We start from the raw sequence: 14,643 nt of genomic DNA, 5'->3' as shown, positions 1-14,643 counted from the left end.
CGCCTCCACCGGTACCCCGTTCGTGCCGGGAGGCGGTTCGCAGCTTCAAAGACTCTGCCTTTTGAGGATCTGAGTCGCGCGCGCCCGTTGCGGCGAACGTTCGTTCATCGCAACGGGCGCGTCTGGGGATGCCATGGCCGGAGCGTCGCAGCGCCCCAGCGCGCCCCGGATCAGGCGCCGGAGTCGACGGGGGACGACGTCAGGGCCGCCACCGCGCGGGCGGCGAGGGCGGCGGGCTCCGCGTCCACGGTGACCACGATCCCCTTCTCGTCCGTGCCGAGGGGTTCGAGGGCGTCGAGCTGAGAGCGCAGGAGGGAGGCGGGCATGAAGTGCGCGCTGCGGCCGGAGGCCTGCGCGAGGAGGCGATCCGGATCCGCGTCCAGATGGACGAACGCGACGGCCGGCGCGTGGCGTCGCAGGACGTCGCGATAGACGCGCTTGAGCGCCGAGCACGCCACGACCGCTCCGGGCACCAGCGCCTCGCCGACGCGGTCCAGCCATGGCCACCGGTCCGCGTCGTCGAGCGGAATCCCCGCGGACATCTTCGCGATGTTCGCCTCGCCGTGGAGGTCGTCGGCGTCGGTGAACATGCCGCCGGTCCGCCGGGCGATCTCGATCCCCACCGAGGTCTTGCCGACGGCGGAGACCCCCATCACCACCACGGGCGGGAGAGCGTTCATGCGTCCATCCTCCTCCTGCCCTCGATCCGGGGATGCGTGCGCGGGCTCACCAGTCGTGGACAGTGCCGTCGGCGAGACGGTTGTACGGGAGGTAGGCCTGCTCGTACGGGTACTTGCCCGCCTCGTCCACGTCCAGCTCGACGCCGAGGCCGGGGGCGTCGCCGGGGTGGAGCAGGCCGTCGCGCCAGGTGAAGGACTGGCGGAAGACGTGATCCGTCCGCGCGCCGTGGCGCATGTACTCCTGGATGCCGAAGTTGTGGATCGCCAGCCCGAGGTGCATGGCTGCGGCCATGCCGACCGGTGAGATGTCCGTGGGCCCGTGCATGCCGGACTTGATCTGGTACATCGCGGCGTAGTCGAGGGTCTTCTTCAGCGGGCTGATGCCCCCCATGTGCGTGACGGCGCCGCGCACGTAGTCGATGAGCTGCTCGCGGATGATGTCCTTGAAGTCCCACACGGTGTTGAAGATCTCGCCGATCGCGAGAGGGGTCGTCGTGTGCTGGCGGACCAGGCGCAGGGCCTCCTGGTTCTCCGCCGGCGTGCAGTCCTCCAGCCAGAACAGGTCGTAGGGCTCGAGCTCCTTGCCGAGCTTGGCCGCCTGGATCGGCGTCATGCGGTGGTGTCCGTCGTGGAGGAGAGGCAGTTCGGGACCGAACTCGTTGCGGACGGCCTCGAAGACGCCGGGGAGGTGGCGCAGGTAGGAGCGGGTGTCCCAGTCCTCCTCGACCGGCTTCACCCCGCGGCGGGCGGGCTCGTGGTCGTAGCGCACCTCGCCGCCGAAGGTGTCCGCGGCCTGGGAGGCGATGCCGTAGATCGCCTTCAGGCCGGGGACGCCCGTCTGGATCCGGATGGCGCGGTAGCCCTGCTCCAGATGCTCGCGGACGGAGTCGAAGAGCTCCGGCAGCTCCTTGCCGGAGGCGTGCCCGTAGGCGAGCAGGCCGGTGCGGCTCGCGCCGCCGAGGAGCTGGTAGACGGGCATGCCGGCGCGCTTGCCCTTGATGTCCCACAGCGCCATGTCGACCGCGGCGATCGCGGCCATCGTCACGGGTCCGCGCCGCCAGTAGGCCGAGCGGTACAGGAACTGCCAGGTGTCCTCGATCCGGCCCTCGTCGGCGCCCACGAGCAGCGGCACGACGTGCTCGGAGAGGTAGGCGACGACGGCGAGCTCGCGCCCGTTGAGCGTGGCGTCGCCGAGGCCGGTGATCCCGTCCGCCGTCGTGAGCTTGAGGGTCACGAAGTTCCGGTCGGGGCTGGTGACGATCACCTCGGCCTTGTCGATGGTCATGCGCGCTCCTGGTCCTCGTTCGTCGGCCCGGTGTCCGGCCCGATGGAGCCGGGACCCGCCGGCGCCGTCAGGTCATCGTCCGTCCATCGAATCACTGCCATACCAGTTTCGTCAAGCTATCGTGTCGGCATGCCTTCCGCCCGGTCCGTCGCCTATGCACGGATCCGTGACGACGTCATCCAGGGGGTGCACGCGCCCGGCGCGCTGCTGTCGGAGAACGACCTCGCCGTCTCCCTCGGGCTGAGCAGGCAGCCGGTCCGCGAGGCGCTGCTGCTCATCGCGCAGGAGGGGCTCGTCGAGGTCCGTCCGCAGAGCGGCACCTACGTCACGCTGATCGATCCCGACCGGGTGCGCGAGGCCCAGTTCATCCGCGAGGCGATCGAGCTCACATCCCTCGCCTCCTGCCGGACGCCGGATCCGGCCGACGAGACCCGCCTCCGCGCCGCCATCGCGTCCCAGCGCCGTGCGGCGGATCGCGACGCCTTCTATCCGCTCGACGAGGAGTTCCACCGGATGCTCCTGGGCCTGGCCGGTCACGCCAACGCCTGGGCGGCGGTCTCCGCCGCGAAGGGGCATCTCGACCGGGCGCGCTACGTGGGGATGAGCGCCACCCGCGGCGTGCAGGACTACGTCGACGACCACGAGCGGGTGCTCGACGCCCTGGCCGCCGGCGACGTCGAGGGGGCGATCGCGGCGCTGCGCGAGCACCTGCGCTTCGTGTTCGCCGACCTGGAGGCCGTGCGCGCACGTCACCCGGAGCACTTCGACGGCCCACCGGCCCCCACTCGCACCGGCCGTCCGAAGCGCCGCTGACGCCGCCGCGCCCCGGTCTCGATGCGGGGCGCCACGCAGGTTCAGGCGATCCCGTGGGATCAGGCGATCGCGCGAGGTTCGGCGATCACGCGGGCTCAGGCGATGACGCGAGTTCAGGCGGGCGGTGGGGATTGTCGCCTGATTCCGCGCGTTTGCCTGATGTCGCGTTGAGCGTGGAGGGGGGATCACGCGGTCGCGTGGGATCAGGCGATCACGTGGGATCAGGCGAGGGATGGGGCTTACTGCCTGATCTCGCGCGTTTGCCTGAGCGGCGCTGAGGGATGCGGGATCCGCTGTCTGCTGGCGGTGCGGTGGTGAGCACGCGAGTTCAGGCAATCGCGCGAGTTCAGGCGAGGGCTGGGGATTGTTGCCTGATTTCGCGCTTTTGCCTGAGGCGGCGCGGCGGCGCGGCGGGGCGGCCGGGGCAGGAGAGCGCGGGAGCGGGATAGCGGTCAGCCGACGAGCGCTCGGCCCTGGACGTGGACGGAGACGGGGCGGATCGCCGCGTCCCCCGGCGCCCAGTGGAACCGGAGCACGTCCGCGCGGGACCCCACCCGCCACGGCTCGGCGCCGTCGAGGATCCGGGCGGGGGCGACGGCGGCGAGGCGCACGGCCTCCGCGAGGGATCCGGTGACCCGTGCGGCCGTCGCGACGCCCGTGTCGAGCGCCTGGATCGACCCCGCGAGGAAGCCGGTGGCGGCATGCCGCAGCGCACCGTCGGGCGCGATGCGGACCCCGCCGCCGACGGAAGAGACGCCGCCCTCGCGCAGCTCCGCGGGGGTCGCCACCGCATCGCTCACGAGGAACGCGCCGTGCTCGCGCTTGGCGGCGAGCATCGCCGACAGGGTCTCGTCCGGCAGGTGATGCCCGTCGGCGATCAGGCCCGCCGCCAGCCGGGGCTCGGCGAGCTGCGACCACAGGTAGTTCGGATGCCGGGCCAGCACGGCGTGCGCGCCGTTGCCGAGGTGCGTGGACAACGATGCGCCCGCGGCGGCGGCCGCGCGGATCTGCGCGTCGTCGGCGTGCGTATGCCCGACGGCGACGCGCACGCCCTGCGAGACGAGGAGGCGGATCGCCTCCTCCGTGCCGGGGTGGTGCGGCGAGAGCGTGACGATCCGGATCAGCCCCGGTGCCTCGTCGAGCCACGACTGCAGCTCGTCGGGATCGGGCGGGCGGATGTGCTCCCGCGGGTGCACGCCGCGCGGCCCGTCTTCGGGGGACAGACAGGGCCCCTCGACGTGGACGCCGGCGATCATGCTCCCGACGTGCGGATCCCGCCGCGCCTCGGCGATGGCCCGGATGCGCGCCCGCATCTCGGGAGCGGACGCGGTGATGACGGTCGGCAGGAAGCGCGTGACACCGCGTGCGGCGAGGCTGAGCGCCATCTCCGCGATCCGGTCCGGATGCGGATCGGCGGCGTTCGCGTCGCCCTCCCCGTGCCCGTTGACCTGCAGGTCCACGAGGCCGGGCCCGATCCACGGCTCGTCCGCCACCGGCTCCCGGAGGGTCATGGCGGTGATGATCCCGTCGTCCACCACGACGTCGATCCCGCCTCCTCCGAACGCATCACGTCCGCGCAGGACCGTCGCGCTCACGACGCCGGCACCGCGGCGGAGGACAGGGACAGCGTCGCCGACACGGGCAGCAGCGATGCCGCGTCGCGGTCGACGTGCACCTCGCAGTGCGGATGGCGGCGCAGGACCGTGCACGGCCAGGACTCGTCCACCTGCTCGTCCACGAGGGCGCGCACGGCGGCGGCCTTCCGCTCGCCCGGCACCGCGCAGACGAGGTGCGACCCCGACAGCAGCGTCGGGATGGTGAGGGTCAGCGCGTGGGTGGGCACGTCGTCGAGGGTATCGAAGCACTCGTCGTCGACCTGCTGGATGCGGCTCGCCTCGTCCAGGGCGACGGCGCGGACGCGCGAGGGGTCGTCGAAGCGCGCGTCGGGCGGGTCGTTGAAGGCGATGTGCCCGTTGACGCCGATCCCGAGGCAGACGAGATCGATCGGCCCCTCGTCGAGGTACGCCTCGTACTCCGCCGCCGCGGCCTCCGCGCCGAGCTCCGTGCGCATGGCGAGGAAGCGCCCGGGGCGGACGTGATCGACGAGATGGACGCGCAGCCAGGCGGCGAAGCGCTGCGGCGCCCCCGGGTCGAGATCCAGGTAGTCGTCCATGTGCAGGACGGTGACGGCGCTCCAGTCGAGCCCCGGCTCCTGGACGAGGGCGCGGTAGACGTCCTGCTGGCTGGGAGCGGCGGCGGCGATCATCCGCGCGGCGCCCCGTTCGGCGATGGCCGCGCGCAGCGTCTGGGCGGCCGAGCGGGCGGCGGCGGCGCCCAGGGAGTCCCGGTCGGGGTGGGCGTGGAGGGCGAACGTGGGCGTGCTCATGATTGGCCACACTAGTGCAACCGGTTGCGAAGTCAAGCACTGATGCGTATCGGGTGCGGAGCTGCGAGGATCCCGCGGCCGGACCCCGTGGCCCGAGGCGCGCACGCGGTCCGCGGGCATAGTGTGTCTGTCGTGACAGGGAAACGGAGAAGCGCCACGAACCCGGTGACGATCGGGGACATCGCCCGGGTGGCCGGCGTGTCCCGCTCCACGGTCTCCCGCGCGTTCAGTCGCCCGGAGATGCTCAGCGGCGAGACCGTGCACCGCGTGCGCGCCGCCGCCGACCAGCTCGGATACGTCGTCAACCATGCCGCCCGCGCCCTGTCCACCGGGCGCTTCGGCAACATCGCGGTGGTGGTCCCGGACATCGCCAACCCGTTCTTCCCCCCGTTGGTGCGCCGGGTGCAGACCCTCGCGGATCAGGCCGACTACGCGGTGTTCCTCGGGGACTCGGACGAGATCGCCGATCGCGAGGCGAACCTGACCTCGCGACTGAGCGCCCAGGTCGAGGGGTTCGTGCTGGCCGCGCCGCGGCTCGACGAGCAGCGCATCCGCGAGCTCGACGCCCAGCGGCCCGTCGTGCTGGTGAACCGGGACATCGAGGGCCTCGCGCGGGTGCTGATCGACCCGAGCGGCGGGCTGGACGAGGCGGTGGCGCACCTGCACCGCCTCGGGCATCGCCGCGTGGTCTATCTGTCCGGACCGCGGGAGTCCTGGTCGGACCAGCAACGGCGTGCGGCGCTGAACCGTGCGGCGGAGAGGGTCGGCATCGAGGTGGCGGTGCAGGAGCTCGGCCGCCCCAGCTCGACCGGCGGGCGCGACGCCGTCGGCGGGATCCTCGCCTCCGGCGCCACGGCGGTGATCGCCTTCGACGACGTCGTGGCCCAGGGGGTGCTCGCGGGGCTCGCCCTCCGCGGCATCGCCGTGCCGAGGGACATCAGCGTGATCGGCTGCGACGACACGCTGGCCTCCGGGACCAACCCGGCGCTGACGACGATCTCGGCGGCCTCGGCCGCCGCGGGCGAGGCCGCCGCGGAGCTGCTGCTGGCCCGTCTCGCCGACGCCGAGCGTCCCGCCGAGCGGGTGGCGATCGCGACGCACCTCGTGGTCCGGGAGACCACGGACGCCGCGCGGCCCGCGGCCCGCGAGTGAGGCGTCGTCCGCATGCGACCGGTTGACTATGCAACCGGTCGCATGCTTTACTGGCGCCCATGACCCGGATCGCCATCGTCGGTGCCGCCCACCCGCACGTCGAGTACCTGCTCGACGAGCTGGCGCGGGAGGACCGGCGTGGCTTCACGCTGATCGGGGTCCAGGATCCCGACCGGCGGATCGCGGACGCGTACGCCGAACGGTTCGGCGTCCCGGGCGTCACCGACGCCGAGGCGCTCCTGTCCGAGCAGCCCGACGTGGTCATGGTGGCCGGGATCTACGGTGACCGCGGACGCGATGTCGTCGCCGCCCTCCGCGCCGGCGCCCACGTGATCGCGGACAAGCCCCTCTGCACGAGCCTGGCGGAGCTCGCCGCGATCGAGGAGGCCGCTGCGGCGGCGGATCGCACGGTGTCGCTGCTCCTGGAGAAGCGCGGATATCCGGAGACCCTGGCGGTCGCCGAGGTCGTCGCCGCGGGGGAGCTGGGCGAGATCGTCGGCGTCACCACCTCGGCGCCGCACAAGCTGCAGCGGGAGAGGCGGCCCGAGTGGTTCCTCGACCGTGCCCGCTACGGAGGCGTCCTCGCCGACCTCGCGGTGCACGACCTCGACATCGCGCTGCTGTTCGCCCCGGCGGACGAGGGCGTGGTCCAGGGGGCGGTCTCCGCGCCCCTCGAAGACATCCCGGACTTCGCCCGCTACGGCGTCGCGACGCTGCGCACGTCCTCGGCGGTGGTCACCGCCGAGGTGAGCTGGCTGACGCCCGCGGAGTCGGACGTGCACGGCGACTACCGCCTCCGGCTGGTCGGCACCGAGGGCACCGCCGAGGTGTCCTGGGCGCGTCACCGGGTCGAGGTGACGACGCAGCGCCGCGGTGCGCGACTGCTCGATCTTCCCGAGGGGCGCCGCCCTGCGCAGGACGCGCTCGACGCCCTGGCCTCGGCTCCGTCCGGCGCCGGCGGTGGCGTCGCGGCCGGCCCGGGCGCCGTGGACACGGCCGCCTCGCTCCTCGCCACCCGTCTCGCCCTGCTCGCCCAGGAGTCGGCGGACCAGGACGGGCTGCCGCGTCCCTGGTCGCGCTGACCGTCGTCGTCCTTCCCCCGGCTCAGACCCGCAGACAGGAGATCCCATGACCGCCCCGCAGCGCATCGCCGTCCTCGGTGCCGGCGCGATCGGCGCCGTGCACGCCCGCCTGGTGTCCGCCCTCGCCGAGACGGAGGGGGTGCTCGCCGCGATCGTCGAGGTCGATCCCGCGCGCGCCCGTGCCCTCGCCGAGCCGTATCGGGTCCCCGCCTTCACGACCCTCGCCCAGGCCCGGGCGGAGGCGGGCGTCGACGTCGTGGCGATCTGCCTGCCCAGCGCCTACCACGCGGACGCCGCCGTCGAGGCGCTCGAGTCCGGCCTCGACGTCATCGTGGAGAAGCCGATCGACATCGCCCTCGACGCCGCGGACCGGGTGATCGCCGCCGAACGGGCGAGCGGGCGGACGGTGTCCGTCATCAGCCAGCGCCGCTTCCAGCCGGCCGCGGCGTTCCTGCACCGTGCGATCGAGGACGGCGAGCTCGGCCGGATCACCTCGGGCGTCGCGGAGTCCGCGTTCTTCCGGCCGCAGGCCTACTACGACTCCGGCGACTGGCGCGGCACGGCGGCGATCGACGGCGGCGGCGCTCTGATGAACCAGGGGATCCACGCGCTCGACCTCCTCCTCTGGATGCTCGGCACCCCCGTCTCGGTGCAGGCGGCGACCGGGCGCGTGGCCCACGAGGGGATCGAGGTCGAAGACGTCGCCGGCGCCACGATCACCTTCGCGAACGGCGCGATCGGCGTGCTGCTGGCGAGCACGGCGGCGTATCCCGGACTCCCCGTGCGCCTGGCGGTGCACGGCGACCGCGGCACGGGCGTGATGGAGGACGATCGGCTCTCCGTGTTCGCCGCGGCGTCCGGACTCGCGCCGGGCCCGGACGACGTCGAAGAGCGGAGCGTCCCGGAGGGCTGGAGCGCGGTCGACGTGGCGCACCTCCGCCAGTACCGTGATGTCCTGGACGCCATCGCGCAGGGCCGCGCCCCCGCCATCACCACCCGCGACGGCCGTCGCGCGCTCCAGGTCGTGCTCGCCGTGTACGAGTCGGCGCGGACCGGGCGTCCCGTCGCCCTGGAGCACGACGCCGCCGGCGACGCCCCCGCCGCGCGGCGCGCCGCGACCCCCGAGCCCCTGAAGGAGAACGCATGAACGCCCCGCGCGTCGCGATCGTCGGCATCGAGAACAGCCACGCCACCGAGATCGTCCACTACCTGAACGTCCTGCGCCCCTCGCACGTGCCCGTCCGTGTGACCGCCCTGGTCGCGGGGGAGCCGGAGCGCACGGCGGAGCTCGCGCGCCTGGGCGGCATCGAGACGGTGGTCGAGGACGCCGCTGAGCTGCGCGGCCGCGTCGACGCCCTGATCGTGACCTCGCGCGACGGCGCGCTGCACCGCGACCTCGCCGTGCCGTTCCTGGAGGCGGGGGTGCCGGTGTGGGTGGACAAGCCGCTCGCGGCCGGCGTGGCCGACGCGGACGAGATCATCGCCGCCGCCGAGCGCGGCGGTGCTCCGCTCACGTCCTCCTCGGCGCTGCGCTGGGTCGCCGACACGCAGGATCTGGCGAGGGACCTCGGCAGCGTCGGGGAGCTGCAGACCCTCACGCTGACCGGACCCGCCGACCCCGACAGCGAATACAGCGGCATCTTCTTCTACGGCATCCACATCGCCGATGCCGCTCAGCGGCTCCTGCCCGGCGACCCGGAGGGGATCGACGTGTGCCGCACCCCGCACGCCGTCGTCGCGCGGTATCGGGTCGCGGACACGCTGGTCGCTCTGGAGTTCATCCGGCCGGACGAGGACGGGCGGGTGCCGTTCCGTGCCACCGCCGTCGGCAGGCACGGCGTGCTCAGCCGAGAGATCCGGCTGGGCGAGGACTACGTGCAGCCCGGGGTGGACGCGTTCGCGGAGATGCTCGCCACCGGTGTGCCGCCGATCCCGGCCGCGCAGATGCGGGCGCCGATCCGTCTTCTCGAGACGGTCGCGCAGGAGCTCGGCGCATCGGCCCGCGTGCCTGCACACTGACGCACGGCGCGCACGTCGGACGTGGCGGTGCGCGCGGAACCAGATCAGGGGATCGGCATCGAAAGGCCCTCTGACCTGGGATGAAAACTCCATTCGCGGATCCCGATCGACGTTTCGCTTGTAATGCAACCGATTGCACGCTAGCGTGACACCAGCAGAGATCCGCCCGTTCATCGGGCGCCGTCCGGCGCTCGTCAAGGAAGACCACGGAGGAACGACAATGGCAAGACGCACCATGATCGCGGCGGCGGCCCTGGCCGGGGCGCTCGCGATGACGGCCTGCTCCGGCGGCGGCGCCGGGGCCGGCGGAGGCGACGGCGAGACCGGGGACCTGCGGGTCTGGTTCATGCAGGACTCGGTGTCCGAGGACGCCGTGGCGTGGCTGGAGGAGGAGTTCGCGAAGGAGAACCCCGGCTCGACCCTCACGGTCGAGATGCAGCCGTGGGAGGACATCGTCTCCCGTCTCCAGACCTCTCTCGCGAGCAAGACCGAGACGCCGGACATCGTCGAGATCGGCAACACCAAGACGGTGACCTTCGCCAGCGTCGGCGCCCTCGCGGACCTCACCGACGTGTACGAGGACCTCGGCGGGGACGAGCTCATCCCCAGCTTCGTCGACGCCGCGACCGTCGACGACAAGCGCTACGCGCTGCCCCTGTACGCCGGTTCCAGCGTCCTCTTCTACCGGACGGACCTCTTCCAGGCCGCGGGCATCGAGGTGCCGAAGACGCTCGACGAGCTCGTCGCGGCGACCCAGAGGATCCAGGCCGCGAACCCCGAGGGGGTCGAGGGCTTCAAGGGGATCTACTTCCCGGTCGTCGACACGCACGGCCTCGAGGGCTGGCTGTTCAGCAACGACGCGAACTACGCCGAGAAGGACGGCGACGCGTGGGTCAGCGCCCTGGACACCCCGGAGGCCAAGAAGGCCCTGACGCAGATGCAGACGATCTGGTCGACGTCCGCGCTCGGCGCGCTCGACGGCAAGGACACCGCGGGAAGCCCCTGGGTGCCGTACAACGACGGCGAGGTGGCGATGTTCTCGTACCGCGTGTTCGCGCAGGCGAGCATCTCGGACGAGCTGAAGGACGTCACCGGCGTCATGGCGCTCCCGCCTGCGGAGGCGGGCGGCGACAGCCACCAGTTCCTCGGCGGGTCGAACGTCGCCGTCTCGGCGAACTCGTCGAACCAGCCGCTGGCGAAGAAGGCGCTGGAGCTCATCATGAGCGAGGACTTCATGAGCCAACTGGCCGAGGACTCCGGCTGGGTGCCCGGCAACACCGCCTACGCGGACGCCATCCCGGACGGTCTCGTCCCCGCCTCGCTGCAGCAGCAGATCGCGGAGACGTCGCGCCTGACCCCGACCGCCCCCGCCTGGGCGATCGTCGAGGGCAACAACATCCCGGTCGACCTCTTCTCCGCGATCGCCAAGGGCGAGGACATCGACGCCGTGGTGAAGCGCTCCGGGGCCAAGATCGAAGAGACGCTCAACGCCGACTGACATGACCGCGACCGTCGTCGAACCACAGAAGGCGCCCCCGGCGCCCGAGCCCGTCCCCCGCGCGCGGCGGCGTCGCCGCGCGCGGGGCGCCGTCCTCCCCTACCTCCTCGTCCTGCCGCTCATCGCGGCGGTGGCCGTGGCGCTGGGATGGCCGCTGCTGCAGCAGTTCATCATGTCGCTGCAGAAGTTCGGTCTCGCCCAGCAGTTCGGCGAGGAGCCCGAGTGGGTCGGCCTGGACAACTACGTCTCGGTCCTCACGGACCCCACGATGTGGCTCGTGTTCCTCCGATCCATCGTCTTCTGCGCGATCTGCGCCACGCTGTCGATGGTGATCGGCTGCCTCGTCGCGGTGCTGCTGACGAAGGTCAGCAGCTGGGCGCGGATCGTGCTCCAGGTCGCCCTGCTGCTGGTCTGGGCGACGCCCGCCCTGGTCACCATGGTCATCTGGCAGTGGCTCTTCGACGGCCGGTACGGACTGGTGAACTGGCTGCTCGCCTCGATCGGGTTCCGGGACATGGCCGGCTTCCCGTGGACGTCGACCCCGATGGGCGTGTTCACGATCGCGGCGCTCACGGTCATCTGGGGAAGCCTGCCGCTGATCATCTTCATGATCTACTCGGCGCTGACCCAGGTGCCCCTGGAGGTGCTGGAGGCCGCCGAGCTCGACGGCGCGCGGCCGTTCCAGCGGTTCCGGGAGGTGACCCTGCCGATCATCACCCCCGCGGTCATGATCGTCGGGCTCCTGCAGATCGTGTGGGACCTGCGCGTGTTCACCCAGATCTACGTCCTGCAGCAGGCGGGCGTCTCGGTGGAGGAGACCAACCTCCTCGGCACCTACATCTACCGCGTCGGCATCGGGCAGGGCGAGTACGGCGACGCCTCGGCGCTGGCCACGGTCGTGCTGCTGCTGACGCTGCTGCTCACCTGGAAGTACATCGCGAGGATGTTCGCCCAGCAGAGGGAGGCGAGCGAATGAGCGCTCCGGTCGACCTGCGCACGACGGACTTCCCCGCCGTCGCGCCGCGCGGACGGCGCAGCCGCCGCGACACCCACCGCCGCGGATGGAACGCGGTGGCGATCGCCGCGGCCGCGCTGCTGGTCTTCCCCGTCTACTGGATGGTGAACACGGCCTTCTCCGACAACGACGACCTGTTCAGCAAGACGCCGCGGTTCCTGCCGATCCCGTTCAGCGCGGAGAGCTTCGCCGGGATCCTCGCCGACAAGGGCTTCTGGTCGGCCCTCGGCATGAGCGCCTCGGTCACCGCGGTGGTGGTGGTCGTCGCCGTGCTGTTCGGCTTCCTCGCGGCGGTGGCCGTCAGCCGGTTCCGGTTCCGCGGGGGCGGGCTCATCATCCTCATGGTGCTGATCATCCAGATGATCCCGAGCGAGGCGCTGTTCATCTCGCAGTTCCGGATGCTGGACGGCTGGGGGCTGCTGAACTCCGTCGGCGGTCTGTCGCTGCTGTACGTCGGCACGGTGGTCCCGTTCACGGTGTGGCTCCTGCGCGGCTTCATCCACGGCATCCCCGCCGACCTGGAGGAGGCGGCGATGGTGGACGGCTGCAGCCGGTTCGGGGCCTTCTTCCGGGTCACGCTCCCGCTGCTGGGGCCGGGGATCGTCACGGCGTCGGTGTTCTCCTTCCTCCAGGCCTGGAACGAGTACACCCTCGCGCTCGTCGTCATGACCAAGCCCGGCAACGCCACGCTCCCGCTGTGGCTGCAGACCTTCAGCAGCGAGATGTCGGCGACCGACTGGGCCGGCATCATGGCCGGCGCCACGCTGATCTCGGTGCCCGTGGTGATCCTCTTCCTCATCGTCCAGGGGCGGCTCGCCTCCGGGATGGTGGCGGGAGCGGTCAAGGGCTGAACGGACGCACCGCGCATCGGGGCGCGGTCGGAGAGGAACGGACATGAGAACCAAGAGAGCAGTCGCGGCGTGGGCCGTGGCGGGACTCCTCGGCGGGGCGCTGACGGTCGTCGCCGCGACCCCGGCCGCCGCCGAGGACCCCGTCACCGCGATCGCCATCACCTCGCCGGACGACGGCGCGACCGTGCAGGGCGAGACGCTGACGGTCACCGGCACGTCGGCGAACGTCTCCGAGCTCGTCCTGGCCGTCGGCGGCCAGGAGCTCGTGCCCATCGAGCAGGTGGAGGACGACGGCGACTGGCAGGTGTCGATCGACATCGCCGACGTCGACGGCCGCCTCGACCTCGCCGTCCGAGGCCGGGACCTGACCACGCTCTACACGACGTGGTCATCGTTCGTCGCGGTCGAGGTCGACAACCCCGCGGCCGCGAAGCCGGTCGTCACGATCGTCTCGCCGGAGGAGGGCCCGCAGGACGGGCGAGTGCTGAAGCCTGTCGTCCGGGTCGCGTCCGAGCACGCGGTGCAGAGCGTCGAGGTCCGCGTCAACGGCGGCGAATGGCGTCGTGCCACGCCCGCCCCCGGGAACACCGGCGACTACCGCGCCGTCTTCCCCGCCCGCGAGGCGGGGTTCGTCGGCATCGAGGCCCGGGCGACGGACGTCGCGGGACACGTCTCGCTGTCGCCGACGACCTATGTCTCGGTCGGCGGCGCGCAGGCGCAGGATCCCGTCGTCTACGACCAGGACCGCTCGATGTGGATCTGGGAGCGGGCCTCCTACGAGGCGGTGTTCTCGACCGCTGCGCGCGACCGTCTCGGCGCCGTCATGGACGACACCGAGACGTTCGGATCCGATCCGATCCGCACGATCTACCTCGGCGTCGACCGCTACGGCGACCGCGACATGCTCCGCGACGCCCGGGAGGAGGTCGCGGCGTTCGTGCGATGGGCGAAGGAGCGCGGATACCACGTGCAGGCGACGGTCGCCGGAGGCACGCGCCCGCCGTACTTCGGTGCGCTGGAGCAGTTCGAGCACTTCGCCGTGGACGAGTTCGAGAAGGTGCTGGACTACAACCTCGCCGTGCCCGAGGACGCCCGCTTCGACGGCATCAACGTCGACATCGAACCGTACATCCTCGGCGAGTGGAAGGTGCCGGGCAACGACCTGCCGAACCGCTGGCTGGAGGTGCTGCAGACGCTGATCGAGCGCCGCGACGCCTCGGGGCTCCCGGTGCTCGTCGGCCCCGCGATCCCGCGCTGGCTGGACACGTCGTCCTGCTGCACGGCGATCACGTGGAACGGCGAGACCAAGCCGCTGTCCGACCACATCCAGGACATGACCGACTACATCTCGATCATGGACTACCGCGACACCGCGGACGGCGGCGCCGGGATCATCGCCCAGGCCCAGCACGAGATCGACTACGCGAACGCGATCGGCAAGCCGGACTCGGTGGTGATCGGCATCGAGACCAAGGACCTCTCCGGCACCGGCGATCCCGAGAGCGTGACGTTCTTCGAGGAGGGGCGGACGTATCTGGAGGCGGAGCTGGACAAGGTCTACGCGGCCTTCGGCGACGAGCCGTCCTTCGGCGGCATCGCGATGCACCACTACGACGACCTGCTCACACTGCCGTCCGCGTGGGAGGACCAGCCCCCGGTGTACTACCCGGTCCCGGGCGCCGGCCCGGGTGGGCCGGCGCTGCCCTGACCCGCACCCGGGGAGCCGTCGCCTTCGGGCGGCGGCTCCTTCGCGTGCCGCCGGCGGGTCGGCGCCGTTCGGATTCGTTCCGATTTCTCCGTCTCACGGAGCGCCGCCGACAGACTACGGGTGCGCCCCCGCGTCGCGGCCATCCGCGTCGGTC

The 14,643-nt window shown here is 72.0% G+C and carries 13 protein-coding genes; 9 read left to right on the top strand and 4 right to left on the bottom strand.

What is annotated here, in order from left to right; all coding sequences use genetic code 11:
• Positions 1–170: 170 nt before the first annotated feature.
• Positions 171–680 carry a gluconokinase gene (locus K8F61_RS12495; RefSeq protein ID WP_231819345.1) on the bottom strand — a complete coding sequence of 170 codons (510 nt, stop codon included), beginning with the start codon at positions 678–680 and terminating at the stop codon, positions 171–173.
• A gap of 46 nt (positions 681–726) precedes the next feature.
• A complete protein-coding gene (manD, locus tag K8F61_RS12490; protein WP_067248057.1) occupies positions 727–1,965 on the bottom strand; it encodes a D-mannonate dehydratase ManD in 1,239 nt (412 codons plus the stop codon).
• A gap of 129 nt (positions 1,966–2,094) precedes the next feature.
• On the opposite strand from manD, the gene K8F61_RS12485 reads away from it, so the two are divergent.
• Positions 2,095–2,778, top strand: coding sequence for a GntR family transcriptional regulator (locus K8F61_RS12485; RefSeq protein ID WP_219084994.1), 684 nt, complete (start codon positions 2,095–2,097; stop codon positions 2,776–2,778).
• A 452-nt stretch (positions 2,779–3,230) separates the two neighbouring features.
• Here K8F61_RS12485 and K8F61_RS12480 read toward each other — a convergent pair whose 3' ends face one another.
• Positions 3,231–4,373, bottom strand: a complete 1,143-nt coding sequence (locus tag K8F61_RS12480) for an N-acetylglucosamine-6-phosphate deacetylase (protein WP_231819344.1) — start codon at positions 4,371–4,373, stop codon at positions 3,231–3,233.
• Entirely contained in the window at positions 4,370–5,164 is a 795-nt protein-coding gene (locus tag K8F61_RS12475; protein WP_231819343.1) for a 6-phosphogluconolactonase, read from the bottom strand. The genes K8F61_RS12480 and K8F61_RS12475 overlap by 4 nt, the downstream gene beginning before the upstream one ends.
• A gap of 132 nt (positions 5,165–5,296) precedes the next feature.
• Between K8F61_RS12475 and K8F61_RS12470 the strand changes: the two genes are divergently transcribed.
• The 8 genes from K8F61_RS12470 to K8F61_RS12435 all read left to right on the top strand — a co-directional run bounded on the left by K8F61_RS12470 (position 5,297) and on the right by K8F61_RS12435 (position 14,489).
• Complete coding sequence (locus tag K8F61_RS12470; protein ID WP_231819342.1) at positions 5,297–6,316, top strand: LacI family DNA-binding transcriptional regulator; 1,020 nt, start codon at positions 5,297–5,299, stop codon at positions 6,314–6,316.
• 59 nt (positions 6,317–6,375) lie between these two features.
• On the top strand, positions 6,376–7,398 hold the full coding sequence (locus K8F61_RS12465; RefSeq protein WP_231819341.1) for a Gfo/Idh/MocA family protein: 1,023 nt from the start codon (positions 6,376–6,378) through the stop codon (positions 7,396–7,398).
• A 46-nt stretch (positions 7,399–7,444) separates the two neighbouring features.
• Positions 7,445–8,545, top strand: a complete 1,101-nt coding sequence (locus K8F61_RS12460; RefSeq protein WP_231819340.1) for a Gfo/Idh/MocA family protein — start codon at positions 7,445–7,447, stop codon at positions 8,543–8,545.
• Complete coding sequence (locus K8F61_RS12455; protein ID WP_231819339.1) at positions 8,542–9,417, top strand: Gfo/Idh/MocA family oxidoreductase; 876 nt, start codon at positions 8,542–8,544, stop codon at positions 9,415–9,417. The genes K8F61_RS12460 and K8F61_RS12455 overlap by 4 nt, the downstream gene beginning before the upstream one ends.
• A gap of 220 nt (positions 9,418–9,637) precedes the next feature.
• Positions 9,638–10,915, top strand: coding sequence for an extracellular solute-binding protein (locus K8F61_RS12450; RefSeq protein WP_219085000.1), 1,278 nt, complete (start codon positions 9,638–9,640; stop codon positions 10,913–10,915).
• Between the two features lies 1 nt (position 10,916).
• Entirely contained in the window at positions 10,917–11,891 is a 975-nt protein-coding gene (locus K8F61_RS12445; RefSeq protein ID WP_231819338.1) for a carbohydrate ABC transporter permease, read from the top strand.
• The gene (locus K8F61_RS12440; RefSeq protein WP_067248091.1) at positions 11,888–12,781 is read left to right on the top strand and encodes a carbohydrate ABC transporter permease; all 894 of its coding nucleotides are present in this window, start codon (positions 11,888–11,890) and stop codon (positions 12,779–12,781) included. The genes K8F61_RS12445 and K8F61_RS12440 overlap by 4 nt, the downstream gene beginning before the upstream one ends.
• Before the next feature lie 43 nt (positions 12,782–12,824).
• A complete protein-coding gene (locus K8F61_RS12435) occupies positions 12,825–14,489 on the top strand; it encodes a hypothetical protein (RefSeq protein ID WP_231819337.1) in 1,665 nt (554 codons plus the stop codon).
• Positions 14,490–14,643: the final 154 nt, after the last annotated feature.

This window comes from Microbacterium resistens, assembly GCF_021172025.1.
Classification (GTDB): domain Bacteria; phylum Actinomycetota; class Actinomycetes; order Actinomycetales; family Microbacteriaceae; genus Microbacterium; species Microbacterium resistens.
This window is presented reverse-complemented; position numbering and strand designations above follow the sequence as displayed.